Genomic DNA, 15,871 nt, shown 5'->3' with positions numbered 1-15,871 from the left:
AGTGATTCAAGAAAGGGTCCAGATTGTTGAATAACGAAGTAAGGCGATATGCTAAAATTAGGTAGAGGTTTTGAATAGATTTCCTTAAACTAATGAGTAGATTAGCTTAATAATTTGATTAAGAGGAGGGGTAAGGTGATTGAATTAAATAAACAGTTTGCAATGAAATTAGGGATTATGGTGGATTCACAGTAAATTTATTACAAACATTATTATAAGTTTTGTGATGAAATAATTGGGAACATGGATAACCCTCCCTATTGGATAATTGACCTTGCGACAATTAAATATATTCCAGAGGCTACAAAGGTGATTAACGAATATGTGTATTCTGAACCATTTGAGGAAATGCCAGATCTTTATGATTTTTATATTGCTTGCTTATACTTAAGATACAGAAGAAGAGAAGTTTCTTGGGCATCATTTTTATGGGCTTCAGGAGATTATGCTGATGGATACCAAGCTGTAAAATGTGATTGTAGGTGGTTTTATGAAATGGTTACAGAACTAGAGGATAGTGGGTTTTCAATAGAAAGAGAGAAATTACAGGTCGAAATTGTAACAGAAACTTTTGAACTAGAAATTAAAATGGCAGAAGAAATATATAAACCATTTCACCAATATTTTCGTGAATACATTCTTACTAACAGTAAAAATAGGGAATGATCTTTTAGAAGATTTAATTAACGGAGGCATATATGCAATCAACGGTTAAAGGGGAACGGATATGTTCGAGAAAGTAAGCTGGCGTTTTTATATAAATGCAAAAACAAAAGAAAAAGCTCAAACTGTAATAAAAAGAATTGAGCAAGTCGTTGGTGAACTAAAAGTTAATTCACTTAAACACTATTGGAAAGATAAGAGACTATTTGAAGTTGAATGTAAATCATTATTTCAAGTAGAGGATCCTGAAAAAGCTATATTTTCTATTCTTATGTTGGTTAATCAACTAGGTAATGATATTAATGTTGTTGGTCCGCTTTTATATGAAAATGGAAAAGTGGAGTTCAGTGGGTATTGTTCAAGACGATCTATAATTGGGTTAGAGTGGTTCCATTTTGATATAGATAATTTTAGATAGGTATTGTTCAATTAACACTCTATTACATGAAATAGTTTGTAAATCTAGTGCTATATAGATTGACTAGCAACTAATCGTGAATACAATGATAGTTGAAATTGATGGATTTTATCATCAATTGCTAATGACAGGAAAAAAATGTTCAAAACAAGAGTTAAAGCAGATGTATTTATTCGCAAAAAAAATGGCTGTTGATGATTGTGATCTACTAAGTATCTTTTGTAGAATAAATAAATTTGACAATATCCCTTTTGAAAACGATATTCGGGTCGATTTTGTAATTGATACCGATACGGACAGAATATATACACCATCATATTGAGCAAAATATGAGCGCGATTGTGGAATAAACAAAAGTAGATAATGTTCAAACTTATGATAAAAAGAAACATTTATTTTTCAGGAGAAGCATCCATTTTGATGATTTTTTTCGAAATGGATTCTTTTGATTAGTCCAATATTAAGCTTTTTTAGAAATTTTTTTCAAACTTTATTCCAAACCAACAGTAAGCGTTATGCACTTCACCAGCTATTCTCTTAGTAGAACATTTACTTACAACAATCATTTTGACAATAAATGGTTTACAAGACAATAGAGAAGCTGTTACTTTACTTATTAATAAAACAACGGATTGATAACGAGGCACTCTAGGTGTAGAACAATTTCTGAAAACTTTACATAAAAAAAAGCCCGAGAATATTGATTTTAGCGTATTCATGGGCTTTTTTTTGGTAATCCTTCGTTCCAAAACATATGATTACTCGAGATTTATCGTATAGCTCACTTCATGTTATTTAGCCAATGTATCTGCTTCATGAAGAAACAATAAATCATCGTATAATTCACTTCCAATTAATTTTTCAGTTTCCTTCATTTTCTTCTCACTTGCATTTAAGGGAACCATATGAAATTGGACTAACGTTACTACGCTGAAAATAAACTGTTGGCTATAGCCCAAAGAATTCAAGTAATGGGCTGCCAATTGGGAGGAAACGAATTCATGACCGATAAAATTTGCATATCTTGTTTCTTCCCCTTTATAGTTCCTAAATGACTTACAAAATCCCTTTCCTAAATCATGAAATAAACTAGCCCATAACATTTCTAATTTGTTTACCCCTGTATAGTGATCAAGTACATGTTTATAGGCATAGTACGTATGTCGACTAACAGAGAACGAGTGATAGCTTGAATCTTGTGAGAGATTATATATTACCTTAAACTCAGGAATAAGCTTCATAAGTGCTTCCATTAAGTCATCATGGTTAGGCCCATCAAATAAGCATTGCTTAATTCTCGTTTTTTGATCATCTATACTAGTATCATTACTTTCATAAACAAATCGAACATCATCCCAGCCTTCATTTACTACAGGTATATGTAAATTTTTATACATTCTTTTAATTACTTCATTTCCTACCGTTCTACTTCTTTTTGCATCTCGTCGAATACAAGTCTCTAGTTGGCTGTTAATATAGTAACAAACTTTGTTATTTGCATTTATCACATGATTAATCAGATGTTTTCTTCGTTTTCTATTTAAATTTGTAGAATCATAAATAACGGTTTTACCCTGACTAAGGTAATCATTTGCTCTTCTATTTAATTCAGAAAAAATCATTTGATGATCTGCTTGAATTTTAGCATCCCCAAGTAGTTCTTTCCTCATATCATCCGACGATAAAATAACTGCATCATGTATGTTAGATAGTTGATGTGCAAATGTACTTTTTCCACCTGCCGGTAAGCCCATAAGCATAATAAAAGTTGACATTATTTCACTCCATTAAAAACGTAATCTCTGTAATTTCTATAAATATGCTCTCTTATGTCATCTAGTGAGAGTTTATTGTCATAGCCTTTAAATACTAATGAAAAGTATTCTTTTGGGGCGTTTTTAGTTAGATGAATAGCAAAGGATTTTCTATCTTGGCTATTATTCTTGGAAGTAGTTAAATATTCTTCAACTAAATAGTTTAAGTTATTTAATTGTTTATTTAAATCCTCATTAAATTGTTCAATCTCTGTTCTAAATTCTTCTGGCATTTTTACTATTAATTCGTTCATTTTCCCATCTTTCCAATATTCTGTTTTGAGTTTATCAGAAAGTCCATAGGCTATTTTATGAATTTCCATGTACTGATCGCCTTTAATTTTAATTCGTTTCCCATTCGACCACCTAAGCACCCAACCTTCTTGATTAAAATCAATCGTTTGTTTGAGATTTACTGCTTCCTCAATAGTTAATAGTTTTTGTTCCGTTACATTCATGCCAAGTGAATGGCTTAATTGTACTAATTCACTATAACTGTAATCCTCCCCAGTAAATCGATTGACAGCACCGATGATAATTAAATCAGAAAGACCACTATAGTCTACGACGACTTTTGTTACAGGGTCGATGATTTCAACTAAGAGAGTGATTTCATTTGGAATGTTAACATGAGAATATTTATTATTCCATATCGTTTGAGCCGCTTTTGCCTGATCGGATTCAAATGAACCTCTAGTCGCCCAATAGATTTTACCATTTACCTTATAGCTTATACCTAATGACCCATCTAGCTTTATAGTAAATTCTGGCGTTTCTTCAAAAGGGATATCTATTTCATACTCAGGAAATTCTCCGAAGTTAAAGAATTTAGGAAAGGGTCTTGCAACAATTTCTCCAGTGATTTCATCAATAATTAATCCTCTACAATTAAGGGTCATATCATTCCATCTTTTTTCATAGGTTGCCTTATCTGTATAATTAAGAATGACTAAATTAGAAAACGATGGATGATTTCTTCTCGTAATAAACTTCTTTTCTACTTCAATCATATAGTTGTCTTTCGTCAGCATTTTTGTTCTCCTTCTGTTTGTATTTCTCCAATTATACTTTATATAGCCACTTTCAAGTAGTATTATATTCCAATTATTCTATTAATCAACTTTATTTCTCATTCCTCTATTCTTTAACTGGTTTACGAAACCGAAATCTTTTGGTGTTTCACTTTCTAAGCTTAAAGTTGAGGATTTAAACCGCTTCTTATGAAATCAAATTCCATTTTCCTTCGAGTTAAAATGGTATAAAAGAATGGTCGCTTATTAGTTATTCAAATAGGGAGATAGCCAGAAGTATTTTTAAAAAGTTAAGTCATAAAGACTTGCATGAAATGAATATTCATACGAGAGGGGAGCTGTTACGGATCATTATTGTGTTGAAAAGAATAGAAGAAGTTAGAAAGGATCATACATGCCTCCAAAATCCTTTAAAAAGAGGTGTTCTCATTGGAGTTTGAAAAATGGTTAAAGACCTTTGCTTTTGGAGTAGAACCGGGAGAGTTTGAATTCGATCAATATAAAAAGGATTCCTTTGATTGCTATTGTAAAAAGTCACCATGTGTGTGTAAATCTGAGTATTTAAAATGGAATGAAATACCCTATGCAGGGGAAAAAGAACCACCTACGAATCCTGAAGAACCTTACTCCGGCTCATGGACGATGTATAATTTGAAACGCCATCGCAGCCTCTTTTTCACGAAACCAGAAGGAGAACCCGCCTATTTTACTATTCTTAATCCAAATTACATTGATTTTGAAAAGCAGCTTGAACTTGTCTTAAAAACAAAGGAAAAATTAGACCCTAATAAAAAAACGATCGCACGCTATTGGGGTACTGGTGTCGCGACAAAACAATGGGTGCCCATTATTGATCGACTAATTGATACTTATCACGTCACAGCACCAAGAGCAGCCAGAATTTTAGCTGCTGCCCATTCGGCTATGAATGATGCATTTGTTGTGACGTGGTATTACAAATTCCTTTGGTCCGTAGCAAGGCCGAACCAATATGACAGAGACCTTGCCACTATTGTATGTACACCGAGACATCCTACGTATCCGTCTGGCCATGCTGCTATCGCAGGGTGTGCAGCTGAAATATTAAAATACTATTTTCCTGCAGAATCCGAGCGGTTAGATGAATTAGCAGACGAAGCTGCCTTATCACGGTTGTATGCACTTGTTCATTTTCCCATCGATAATAGTGTGGGACTGAGTTTAGGAAAGCAGGTCGCCAGAGTGGCCATAAATAAATTGAGACAACAAACGAACTCACAAGGAGATTCAATTGATACCCTATATACTGAACCTTTAGGCGCAGAGATTCCTCCTGCACCGTATCCTGAAGGTCAAACGATTCCGTTTGAATTTGACCTTTCCAGTACATCGTTAATCCAGAAAGAAAAAAAAGAGATAGGGGGGAGAGGAGTAGAACGGAGGAGAGAAGAATTTCGAAAGAAAAAAGACGGAAATGATTAATTCGTTTGATCCCGTCAAGCGAATATGGATTTATTTATAAAGGGAACGGGGAGTATAGACAATGCTGAGTAGGGTTAAAAAAATGAAATTGTAAAGAGGATAAAAGTAATTGAAAAAGGACCGAATCGCTTCTTTATAACTAATTCCATAGTATAAACATCATGAAATGTCCAATCCATTTAATAAAATTGTCATATATTATTAATGGGAAGCTGGAAAAACCCCATAGCCATACTCCTTTCAAAAAGCTACGTGGAACGGGATACACGTAGCTTTTATTATTTTTCAATTGTAATATACTACCCAACAAGTTCTTCATTATTAAGAGATTTCATGCGGTACACTGCTATTCATGTTAGTTTTGAAAAAAGTTCAATTAATATCTACTCTAAATCTATCGGAGGATCTCGAAAAAGGTCCCTTTGTTTCATATACTCGATAGCTTTCGTTTTATTCTTTTGATTGGAAACATAAATTGCTTCATTTTTTTCTCTATAATACAAAGTAAATTTTTCCTTCGAAAGAACCCCTTCACCAATTGCTTTTTTCACAGCACAATTAGGTTCTTTCGTATGAGAGCAATTAGTAAATCTACATTTCTTGGATAATTCCATAATATCTCCATATTCATCGTCTAGAGCTTTAAAATCAACTATTTCATTTAGCTTCTTTTTAAAAGTCATTGCTTATCCCCTTATTTTTATAAATAATAACTTCCTTCTTTACTTCAATAAAATAGGACACTTTTCCTTCATTCAGTAATAGTAAGTATTTCATGCCTTTCACTTTCCTTTCCCATATGTGCTTCTAAATTATCTAAAGAAGATGCAATCGAAGAAACTTCCTGTGATGATACGCAGGGATTTTTTTGTATTAGGCAATCGTTGAATAGAGTGACTTTAGCGACATAGATGAGACGAATTTGTTTTTCTTAAGAAATCCTTCATTTTTTTCTAACTAGAAACTTAAGAATGTATTTGTACAATAGGATTGTAGTTAAAAATAATAAAAATGAAAGGGAGTTAAATGAATGAAAAACACTAAAAAGGTAATCACGGCAGCAACACTTTCAGCCATTATCATTGGAGGAGGGTTTGCGGCAGTTCAATCAGACGCTTTTGCAAATTCAACGACAAAAAATGAGGCAACTGTTGAAGCAAAGAAACTAACAACGATTACTAAAGCAAAATCAATAACAGATTTCAGTAAAATTCAATATGAAGACTATACTTTTGGTGATTTTTATGGTGGTTTTAGTATTGACTATAATGAAAATGGCACCACGACATTAACAAGTATGTTCGGAGACTCCGTTTCAGTAGATAATGAAATCTTTAATGTATATTCTTCTGAGCAAATACTAGAGGTTTTATTAACGACTGAAAATCCAAGTATTTCAAATGATGAGGTTCAAGAACTTAAAAGAAAAGAAGCTTCGACCGTTCGAATGGATCCATGGGCGATGTTATATAATGAAATAGAAAGCAAGAACATCGATACAAAAGGTAAAACATTTGGAGAATTGTACGATGCGAGTGATTTGAAAAAACTTGATACGCCACTTGATCAACAATATTTATTGTACGCTCATTATTACGGCATAGAAACAGAAGGTAAGCCATTGGATGAGATTAAAGAAGAGGTTCAAACTATTAATGCTTCTTTAAAACTGAAAGAGGAATCAAAAGACCTACCTTACGATCCAAATTGGTTAGTAGAGGAAGAAAAATGGTGGGTTGAAATTTATGGAACTGCTCCAGTAAATCAGTAGGTTTGAAATGGGTCTCCTATCCGTAAGGACTGAAACTTGACAAGAGATAAGTATAATGTGAAATAAAAGAACGGTTTTCCCCTTTGGTTTGATAACGCCAAAGGGGTTTTACGTATATAGTGATTATCAAGTATAAATAATTTATGACAAAAACCTACATACAGAAAAAGAAGCGAGTTTGAACATTCTTACTTCAAACTCGCTTCTTTTATTTTGTAATAGATATTGAACCAAAATTTTTTAGCGAGAAAAAGTTTCTAATTAACTAGAAGAAGTTTTTAATAAGCCCAAATTCTTTGTACATCCTTTAAGTGATTACGTTCAAACGTTAATTCATAAATATCCGGCTTTGAAGTACTTTTCCAAAAATCATAACCGTAACGTTCATCGAAGTAGTTCATTATAATAGTCATAATATTTCCATGTGTGCCCATAACGATGTTCTTATTTTGTTGCAATAATTGTTTGAATGTGGGGATAGCTCTACTTTGCGCTTCGAACGTAGATTCCCCACCCTGTAAACAATAAAGTTTGTCTTCAAAAGAGAGCTTAATCGCGTTTAGAATATCCTGTTCAGGAAGCTTATAATCTAGTCCTTTTATTGCTCTTTCTTTAAATACTTCATATTCAAAGATTGGTAATCCTTTCTTTTCCGCTAGTTGTTGAACTGTTTGAACAGCCCTTGTATAAGGACTAGAGACGATCATATCAATGTCCTTTTCGCGTAATAATTCCATTACCCTTTTCGCGTCATATACTCCTTCTTCTGATAATTTTCTCGTCTTTTCTTCTCCAAAAATAAAAGGAGATTTCGCATGACGAACCATATAAACTGTAGTGGTCAACTGATTTCCTCCTCCATTCCAAATTGGTTATGAAAAATGTCACTCCAGTTTCTATCATAAAGTACTAAGGTATTTGTGTGTAGTAGAAAAAGGATAGGTTTATCCGATAGGAAAGAGTAAAAATTGAAAAGAAGACACTTCAACAAACCATTCTCCATACAGACTTAGTAGAACAATTTTTTGTCTTAGGAAACCGGAAGATTAGTTACTCATTTGATGTTGCTGATGGATACATGATGGGCATTCGTGTGATGAAACCTCTTTATCCATATAAGACAAGTAAGAAGAAATTACTACTAATAGGAAGGCGATTCAACCGATCATGTCGAAAAGGATATTGGTTACGGAATAATTATATTGGGGGAAAACCTTATGAATAAAAGTCAAATTGTACAGGAAAAAGAACGCTATATCGATTGGGTATATACATTAAAAAATATGTCAGATGCATTGTGGTATAAACCGTTTAAAGAAGAATCTTGGGCGACAGCGGATGTCATCGCCCATTTAATCCATTGGGATCAATTTGTGATAGAAAATCGCATTCCTTATTTTATAAATGATGAAGCTTTACCTAATATAGCAGTGGATGTTGAAGCAATCAATAAAGAAGCAAGTGAATACGCAAGGGGAGGCGTATTAAAGGACGAGCTAATTGATAAATTTATCTTCGAGCGGAGGCAATTAATTACAAGCATAACCACGCTCCCAGCTACAACGTTTGATCAACCCTTTGCAGGAAGAGAAACCATAAAGATTGGTGATTATTTTGTGAGCACCATCGATCATGACTTACATCATCAAAAACAAATTGTAGAATTTATAAAAAGTGAAGGAAGGAACTAAATATTCAGTTTGCTGAGACAATATTGCTGGTGAAGCAATTCTTATGTGGGCGAGGAATACGTGTGAAACACCGCGGATTATGACTCGAAATATTAGCTAGGACCAAAATCTAATGATGTTTACTGTAGGTAGACATATCGTTGTAAGTTGTTAAGGGGGAGGGATAGCATAAGGATGCCTTTATTTAAATGATTCTCTTAAATATTCTGATGAGAAAAATAGAAGGAGAGTTTAGAAGAAATGAGGAGAGAACATGGGAAAAGCGTTTAAGGTCTTATCTAGTGGATTTTGCTTTACGTTACTATTCGCTTTAGTTGTCCTTATCACACCGATTATTTTAATGGTAAGTGGCAATACAGATTTCAAGACGGAACTTAGTTTCCTAGGGTTGGAACTTTACCGAATAGAGATTGCTGACACCCAATTTATTTCAAAGGCTTCCACATTTGGATGTTTACTAGCATTTATTTTTGGGGTTGCAATGCATTTTACTATCAATTATGTCACCGCAGCTTTTAAGAAATAAATAGAAGTATACAACTATTATGGAACTTTATTGTGATCATCATTTCAAGACCATTAGATAATCTATAAATAATTACATAAATGAACAAGCGAGAAGTGCTAGGATTACTAGCTAATTTGTAGAGGACTTTTCTACTAACTGTAAATAGTAGTCTTTTGTCTAGTCATGTTTTCTCTCACTTCAACATAAAAATATAGTAACTTAAAAAGGAGTTGAGAGAACGAATGGAAGAAGAAATTAGTTTTACAATCGGGCTTATTCTACTTCTACTGGCTGGGATTTTTGCTACGGTAACCTTAGTCTTATCTTTCAAGAGGAATGATCGAATCTGTTGTCTCGGTGGAGGATTGGCACTTGGAATCATTTTTGCTTCGCTAGGTTTTCTTGTATGGGGCGTAATTGAAGAAACGGCTGGGGATTTCCAAGATATATTTGTCATTGTTAGTATTGTGAGTTTATTACTATTCACTTTCTTTTTAGCGTTTTTCATGCTGACCTCTGTTATTAAGAAAAAGGGATTTTGTTGCCTAGGAGCAGGGATTGCTTTTGCAGGTATAGGACTAGGAGCAGGTATAATCCTATTGCAGCTTGCTTCATCTACAGTCGGGGACCTAAATGAAATTTTAATTGTTTTAGTAAGTATTATTTTCTTAACAATCTTAATTACAGCTAGTCTAGTTATCCTTATTTCTTTAAAAACGCATCAAAGTTTATGTTGTTTTGCAGGCACAATAGCACTAGCAGGAATTGGACTAGGCATAAGCGCCCTTATTGATGTTCATGGAGATGATCTATTAGCTGGTTTTGGGAGTTTATTTAATAGTGTCATCCTTTTAGGCTTAACAGGGGTGGTTTTATCTTTTATACACCAGTACAAACACCCTAATCATTAATTGCATATCATGTCATAAACAAGAAGCCATTTTGAAAGAGGTTGATCAAAATGGCTTCTTGTTATTAAGGGAACAGGATGTGTCTAATTGTTAATCCAGTTGTAATGCATCTATCCTAGAAAGGACTAATTAACACATTGCTACTGTTTTTACAAAATGTATATCTTCTTTAAAAAGAGCTTAAAATAATAAAGAATTAATAGTTCTTAAAAGGAGATTTAATGTGAAAAAAACTATAGCATTATTCAGTATAATAGCCTCTATATTCCTAGTTGACTTTTTATTTCTTTATCTAAACCAACATAATCAGATAGCCTACGCACAGGAATATAGTGAAGAGTACACGAATGAAGTACTTTCAAAGAATACAAGAACATTTGTAAAGGGCTTAAGTATTAAGTTAAAGGAGCAGGGGGTTGAAATAGATAAAGTTCCGACAATTGGTGTATCTTTTCTAAACCATGAAATATCTATTATCATAGACGGGCCTCAACAGTATATTAACGACGTTGAAAAAGAGATTAAAAATACTGCTATGGAACTCACACAAGGTACTTTATTATATAATTATTCGATTAACGTCAAACAATTGCCAGACAGTCCTATTGATGACCCTAAGTATAGCCCGGAATTAAATACATTATTTAGAAAATTGAAAGGAAACATTGAGAAAGAATTAACAGTCAAAGGGTTCGAAGAAGTAGACGAAATATTTGTAGCAAAAAACGACGGAAAGCTAATAATTAATGTAAACACCTCCACCCTAAACGATAACTTGAATAGAAAAAATGAAATGAAAGAGATTGTTAGGGACTCTCTAATCCATTTGAAAAATAGATCAATGTTAATAGGGAAAAACGAAACATTAGCTATTAATATCTATTAATTGGGGCAGACAGCTTTATCTAGGAAATTTTCGAAGAGGATTTTATGAACGAAATGAATGAAGCTTGTAACTTTTTGTAATACATATTTTAAGGCAAATCCGCCAGAGGTGTTGTGTTGAAAAAAAATTTATTCCTATAAAAGGTTCCTGTTATAAAACAGGGATTTTTTATTTATTCCATTTTCAAACAGTTAATTGGAACATTTTATCTTAAATTGTGCAGGAATAGGAGAGAGACCAGATTACGTTCTTTTGGCAAGGTGTGACATTACTTTGTATAGAATAGGCGAAATAATTAAGTAAATTCAACTTGCTAGAATAGAGAATTATTATGTTGACCATAATGGAAAAATGTACTTAACTTTTTTAAGAAAGTTAGACATTGATAATATTGATTACTTTTGTTATTTTCCAAGCACAACATCTGGAGTGATATATTATGTTTAAGTTATTAAAACAATGGCTGAATAAGAATTCAACCCACAATCAATTTAAACCTCACCAACAAAGTCAGTCGAATGAAAATAATAAAAAGCCTACTTTTGATCATATTAATGAACAATTTGCTAATTGTGCAGATATTTCGAAAGAGGAGTATTTACATATCAATATTAAAACTCTTTATTTTGAGTATATGGTGGACAAGCAATTAGTAGTAAGTGAGGTAACATCAAGGTTTAAGGAATTAGATGAGGAATCGATTTCTTCCTTCCTTAGGCAGAGTCAGTTCAAGCCGTGTGATGATAGTAAAGAGGTAGTTAAGGCCGTTCTGGATGGAAAAATAGCCATATTTCATGAACATGATGTATTTATCTATTCTGCTACAAAGTTAGAATCACGTTCTATCCAAACAGCGGAATCAGAGACCATTATCACAGGCCCCCATGATGCGTTGAATGAAAATCTTCAAACCAATTTATCTTTAATAAGAAGAAGAGTAAAAAGTTCACACTTAAAAATACTTGAGCTTTCAATCGGTGAAATAGGAAAAACAAAATTGTATCTATTATACCTAGATGGAATTGCTAATCAGGATATGATTTCCGATGTTAAAGAAAGGATAGAGAATGTTGAAATAGATGCTGTTTATGATGTTAATATGCTCGTGCAATTAATAGATGAATTTCCAAATTCACCATTCCCTCAGTTTTATACAACAGAGCTACCTGATGTTGTTGCTTCAAAATTAACGGAAGGTAAAATTGTAGGAATGATGGAGAATAGCCCCTATGCTTTTAGTGCACCTACTAGTTTTTTTGATTTTTTTCAGTCGTCAGATGATTATAACCAACGCTGGTTAATCGGGACTGCCTCTAGAATATTACGTTTCATAGCATTATTTATTACACTGACGTTTACTGCTTTTTATGTTTCTATTATTACATTTCATTATGAAATGGTGCCGGACCTACTATTAATAAGTATTATATCCTCAAGAAGTCATGTTCCTTTTCCTCCTCTTATGGAAGCCTTGTTAATGGAGTTTACGATTGAGTTACTAAGAGAGGCAGGAGCTCGATTACCGACGAAGATTGGACAAACAATTGGGATCGTTGGCGGTATTGTCATCGGCTCTGCTTCAGTTGCAGCGGGAATTACCAGTAATATACTGATTATTGCAGTGTCAATATCTGCTATTTCCTCATTTGTTATTCCTAGCTATGTTATGAGTAATTCTGTTCGAATCGTTCGATTTGGATTTATTTTATTAGGAGGTCTTTTAGGTAACCTTGGGATTATGTTTGGGGCTACCTTGTTAATTATTCACCTTACGGGTTTAACGAATTTAAAATCACCATATTTTTGGCCAATTTCCCCAGCTAGTCCTAGTGGGTGGAAAGATACGATTATCCGCGGACCACTTTCATTATTTAACACTCGCCCGAATATAACACTATCTTCTAATGAAAAGCGACAACAAAGCGGACAATAATTATAGATAGTCATGCTTTAAGTAGATTCTTTCTTTATTATGTATTAGAAATTAAATATCATTCGTATTTTTAAAAATCAGGAGGAAGAAATGTTAAAACAATTAATCATCCTATCAATATGCTCGATGTTATTAAGTGGATGTTATACAAGCTATGGGATAGATGACCTAGCGATGGTCAATGCAATCGCATATGATTTATCGGCCGAAGAGGATACTTACCTAGATATAACAGCCGTATACCCTCGTGCTACTGAAACAGGAAATATTTATGAGAAGTTAACAGCGTCAGGAAATTCAACGAAGGATATTGATATTGATATAATGGGGCAATCTAGTCTGGAAATAGTAAATGGACAGCTAGAAATTATGTTATATGGTGAAGATTTAGCAAATAAAGGAATCTTCCCGGTTATCCAAACAGCATTAAAAAACCCTAATATTGGTTCAAGAGTGAAAATTGCAATAGCGAAAGGAAAAGCAAATGATGTACTTAGTACTAAATTAGAAAAAGAACCAAATATCGGACTATATTTAGACACAATGCTAGAGAAGTTTGATAATACATTTGTTTTTCCTTCAGTAAATTTGTTCGAGTTTACTAGGTCGTATTATGATGATGGGATTGATCCTTTTTTACCAGTATTTAAATCAACTGAAAATAGTATTGATTTTGATAGTTTCGCTTTATTTGATGAAGATAAACTAATTACGACTATTGATAAAGAACAGGCTGTGTTCTTATTCTTCTTAAGAGAAAATTTTGATAAAGGATTGCTGGATATTGATTTGGAAAAAGGAGAAGTTGATCATCACATTCACCTTTCATATGTACGTAACAAGCATAAGTCTCAGGTGAAAAAACTGGAAGATAATCGTTTTTCTGTAACGATTGACGTTGAAGTAACAGGGGAACTAGAGGAGTACACGGGTGACTTAAAAATTGATGAACCGAATGAACAAAAGAAGTTAGAAAAGATAATCAAAGAGAACGTTGATAAAGAAACGAATGCAATTATTAATTTTCTTCAGGAAAATAATGTAGATACTTTAGGAATCGGTGAAAATGTTAGGAATTCACTAACACATAGTGAATGGAAGAAGCTAGATTGGGATAAAATCTATCCTGAAATTGAAGTGACGGTTGACTCAACAATAAAAATAAGAGATATAGGGAAGTTTAACCAAGATGGAGGGATGTCAAATTTTTACTAAATTGAATAATTGAAGGGTTTCTATTTATTGATATATAGGTGAAGAACAATGTTTAATTTCCTATAAATGTTAATAAAATTATCTTTTCTTTTTTAGATATTTAGATTATGATGTAAAAAGAAAAATGAATAGTTCAGATATATGGGAAGGCAAATGGTGAGCCATCAGCTAAGTCTGGTTCTAGTGGGTTCGATTCCCACCCCGAAATTTTTTCGAATCTTAAAAAATTTCGAGGGTGGAAGATCCATGTAAACAGGTCCAATCTACCCTCATTCGGAGGGGTTTTTTTATGCTTAAAAAACGAGAGCTTGAGGACTGTAAAGAATTATTTGACTTGATGATTCACCCAGATGTCTTCCCTTTTGTGCGCCAAAAAGTATATTCATATGAAGAATTTTTGTTTTTAACTCGTCAAGTAATGGAACAAGAAGAGCGTGGAGAAATAATCTCCCGTACCATTTTAAATGAGTGGGGTAATCCAATTGGATTAATTAATTTGTTTGATATTAATGATCACTGTGGATTCCTAGGTACGTGGCTAGGGAAGCCATATCATGGTAAAGGGTACAACCAGCCAGCAAAAGAAGCATTCTTTAACGAACTTTTTTATCAGTTAGAAATTGAAAATATTTTTCTGCGTATTCGTAAACAAAATATTCGATCAAACAAAGCTGCACTAAAGTTACCTTACGTAAAACTAGCAAATACTAGACAGACTTCACTATTAGAAAGTATAAATCAGGATCAAGGTTTATATAATATATTTGAAATTTCAAGGGATCAATATACATTTTATCTAGCGCGAAATGCGAATGATATGTTAGAAAATGAACCGATAGAAGCATAATAATTTACATTAACCAGTAGAAAATACAGAAAGGAATGAGGATAGTATGCTTACTGTTCCATTAATATTTTTATTACAAATTATATACGTACCAATTCTAACGCTTCGAACCATCTTCTTAGTAAAAAATAGAACGAAAACAGCAGCAGGAATGGGATTATTAGAGGCCATTATTTATATCGTAAGTTTAGGAATTGTATTTAATGATTTAACCAACATTTTCAATATTGCTGCCTATGTGATTGGATTTAGTGTAGGTTTATTACTTGGAGGCACTATCGAGAAGAAATTGGCGATTGGATATGTTACGTATCAAGTTAGTTTGTTAGAAAAGAATATGGAGTTAGTTCATGTATTAAGAACATCTGGATTTGGGGTAACGGTATTCGAAGGAGAAGGCATCGATTCAAATACTAGATATCGTTTAGACATCATTTCTCAACGATCCAGAGAAGGAGAATTACTAGACATTATTAATCATAATGCACCAAAGGCATTTTTAACTTCATATGAGATTCGGTCATTTAAAGGAGGATTTATGACATCCTCAATGAAGAAAAGGTTCAAGGTATTTAAAAAAAATAAGATAAAAACTGCAAATGAAAATGAATCCATTTAAATTAGGTCATCAGCAGGTTTTATACTAAATGTTTGTTATCTAACGATGTGAGACTAATACTATTTTAGTCCAGTTAAAGTCGGTTAATTTATACCGGATCTAA

At 33.1% G+C, this 15,871-nt stretch carries 16 protein-coding genes; 12 read left to right on the top strand and 4 right to left on the bottom strand.

The window, feature by feature from the left end; translation table 11 throughout:
• Positions 1–309 precede the first annotated feature (309 nt).
• Positions 310–666, top strand: coding sequence for a hypothetical protein (locus WAK64_RS07345; RefSeq protein ID WP_336586315.1), 357 nt, complete (start codon positions 310–312; stop codon positions 664–666).
• A gap of 61 nt (positions 667–727) precedes the next feature.
• Positions 728–1,081, top strand: a complete 354-nt coding sequence (locus tag WAK64_RS07340; protein WP_336586314.1) for a hypothetical protein — start codon at positions 728–730, stop codon at positions 1,079–1,081.
• A gap of 791 nt (positions 1,082–1,872) precedes the next feature.
• Here WAK64_RS07340 and WAK64_RS07335 read toward each other — a convergent pair.
• A complete protein-coding gene (locus WAK64_RS07335; protein ID WP_336586313.1) occupies positions 1,873–2,856 on the bottom strand; it encodes an AAA family ATPase in 984 nt (327 codons plus the stop codon).
• Complete coding sequence (locus WAK64_RS07330; RefSeq protein ID WP_336586312.1) at positions 2,856–3,926, bottom strand: RNA ligase; 1,071 nt, start codon at positions 3,924–3,926, stop codon at positions 2,856–2,858. Before WAK64_RS07330 ends, WAK64_RS07335 begins: the two co-directional genes overlap by 1 nt.
• Positions 3,927–4,355: 429 nt before the next feature.
• On the opposite strand from WAK64_RS07330, the gene WAK64_RS07325 reads away from it, so the two are divergent.
• Positions 4,356–5,387: a vanadium-dependent haloperoxidase gene (locus tag WAK64_RS07325; RefSeq protein WP_336586311.1), complete on the top strand. Its 1,032-nt coding sequence runs from the start codon at positions 4,356–4,358 to the stop codon at positions 5,385–5,387.
• Between the two features lie 383 nt (positions 5,388–5,770).
• On the opposite strand, the gene WAK64_RS07320 is transcribed toward WAK64_RS07325, so the two are convergent.
• Entirely contained in the window at positions 5,771–6,070 is a 300-nt protein-coding gene (locus WAK64_RS07320) for a hypothetical protein (protein WP_336586310.1), read from the bottom strand.
• A gap of 347 nt (positions 6,071–6,417) precedes the next feature.
• On the opposite strand from WAK64_RS07320, the gene WAK64_RS07315 reads away from it, so the two are divergent.
• Positions 6,418–7,158: a hypothetical protein gene (locus WAK64_RS07315; protein WP_336586309.1), complete on the top strand. Its 741-nt coding sequence runs from the start codon at positions 6,418–6,420 to the stop codon at positions 7,156–7,158.
• Positions 7,159–7,436: 278 nt separating this feature from the next.
• Here WAK64_RS07315 and WAK64_RS07310 read toward each other — a convergent pair whose 3' ends face one another.
• Positions 7,437–8,003, bottom strand: coding sequence for a histidine phosphatase family protein (locus WAK64_RS07310; protein WP_336586308.1), 567 nt, complete (start codon positions 8,001–8,003; stop codon positions 7,437–7,439).
• Positions 8,004–8,375: 372 nt separating this feature from the next.
• Between WAK64_RS07310 and WAK64_RS07305 the strand changes: the two genes are divergently transcribed.
• The 8 genes from WAK64_RS07305 to WAK64_RS07270 all read left to right on the top strand — a co-directional run bounded on the left by WAK64_RS07305 (position 8,376) and on the right by WAK64_RS07270 (position 15,768).
• Positions 8,376–8,849, top strand: coding sequence for a DinB family protein (locus WAK64_RS07305; protein ID WP_336586307.1), 474 nt, complete (start codon positions 8,376–8,378; stop codon positions 8,847–8,849).
• A 253-nt stretch (positions 8,850–9,102) separates the two neighbouring features.
• Positions 9,103–9,375 carry a hypothetical protein gene (locus WAK64_RS07300; RefSeq protein ID WP_336586306.1) on the top strand — a complete coding sequence of 91 codons (273 nt, stop codon included), beginning with the start codon at positions 9,103–9,105 and terminating at the stop codon, positions 9,373–9,375.
• 224 nt (positions 9,376–9,599) lie between these two features.
• A complete protein-coding gene (locus tag WAK64_RS07295) occupies positions 9,600–10,268 on the top strand; it encodes a hypothetical protein (RefSeq protein ID WP_336586305.1) in 669 nt (222 codons plus the stop codon).
• A gap of 223 nt (positions 10,269–10,491) precedes the next feature.
• The gene (locus WAK64_RS07290; protein ID WP_336586304.1) at positions 10,492–11,154 is read left to right on the top strand and encodes a hypothetical protein; all 663 of its coding nucleotides are present in this window, start codon (positions 10,492–10,494) and stop codon (positions 11,152–11,154) included.
• 439 nt (positions 11,155–11,593) lie between these two features.
• Positions 11,594–13,087 (top strand): spore germination protein, encoded by a 1,494-nt coding sequence (locus WAK64_RS07285; RefSeq protein ID WP_336586303.1) that lies wholly within the window; start codon positions 11,594–11,596, stop codon positions 13,085–13,087.
• 90 nt (positions 13,088–13,177) lie between these two features.
• A complete protein-coding gene (locus tag WAK64_RS07280) occupies positions 13,178–14,302 on the top strand; it encodes a Ger(x)C family spore germination protein (RefSeq protein ID WP_336586302.1) in 1,125 nt (374 codons plus the stop codon).
• A 289-nt stretch (positions 14,303–14,591) separates the two neighbouring features.
• Positions 14,592–15,149, top strand: coding sequence for a GNAT family N-acetyltransferase (locus WAK64_RS07275; RefSeq protein WP_336586301.1), 558 nt, complete (start codon positions 14,592–14,594; stop codon positions 15,147–15,149).
• Positions 15,150–15,195: 46 nt separating this feature from the next.
• On the top strand, positions 15,196–15,768 hold the full coding sequence (locus WAK64_RS07270) for a DUF2179 domain-containing protein (RefSeq protein WP_336586300.1): 573 nt from the start codon (positions 15,196–15,198) through the stop codon (positions 15,766–15,768).
• Positions 15,769–15,871 lie beyond the last annotated feature (103 nt).

This window comes from Bacillus spongiae (genome assembly GCF_037120725.1).
In the GTDB taxonomy this organism is placed as follows: domain Bacteria; phylum Bacillota; class Bacilli; order Bacillales; family Bacillaceae_K; genus Bacillus_CI; species Bacillus_CI spongiae.
This window is presented reverse-complemented; position numbering and strand designations above follow the sequence as displayed.

Coding starts and splice junctions, on each gene's coding strand:
- WAK64_RS07340 (WP_336586314.1), top strand. CDS start 728: ATGTTCGAGAAAGTAAGCTGGCGTTTTTATATAAATGCAAAAACAAAA.
- WAK64_RS07335 (WP_336586313.1), bottom strand. CDS start 2,856: ATGTCAACTTTTATTATGCTTATGGGCTTACCGGCAGGTGGAAAAAGT.
- WAK64_RS07330 (WP_336586312.1), bottom strand. CDS start 3,926: ATGCTGACGAAAGACAACTATATGATTGAAGTAGAAAAGAAGTTTATT.
- WAK64_RS07320 (WP_336586310.1), bottom strand. CDS start 6,070: ATGACTTTTAAAAAGAAGCTAAATGAAATAGTTGATTTTAAAGCTCTA.
- WAK64_RS07315 (WP_336586309.1), top strand. CDS start 6,418: ATGAAAAACACTAAAAAGGTAATCACGGCAGCAACACTTTCAGCCATT.
- WAK64_RS07305 (WP_336586307.1), top strand. CDS start 8,376: ATGAATAAAAGTCAAATTGTACAGGAAAAAGAACGCTATATCGATTGG.
- WAK64_RS07300 (WP_336586306.1), top strand. CDS start 9,103: ATGGGAAAAGCGTTTAAGGTCTTATCTAGTGGATTTTGCTTTACGTTA.
- WAK64_RS07295 (WP_336586305.1), top strand. CDS start 9,600: ATGGAAGAAGAAATTAGTTTTACAATCGGGCTTATTCTACTTCTACTG.
- WAK64_RS07285 (WP_336586303.1), top strand. CDS start 11,594: ATGTTTAAGTTATTAAAACAATGGCTGAATAAGAATTCAACCCACAAT.
- WAK64_RS07280 (WP_336586302.1), top strand. CDS start 13,178: ATGTTAAAACAATTAATCATCCTATCAATATGCTCGATGTTATTAAGT.
- WAK64_RS07275 (WP_336586301.1), top strand. CDS start 14,592: ATGCTTAAAAAACGAGAGCTTGAGGACTGTAAAGAATTATTTGACTTG.
- WAK64_RS07270 (WP_336586300.1), top strand. CDS start 15,196: ATGCTTACTGTTCCATTAATATTTTTATTACAAATTATATACGTACCA.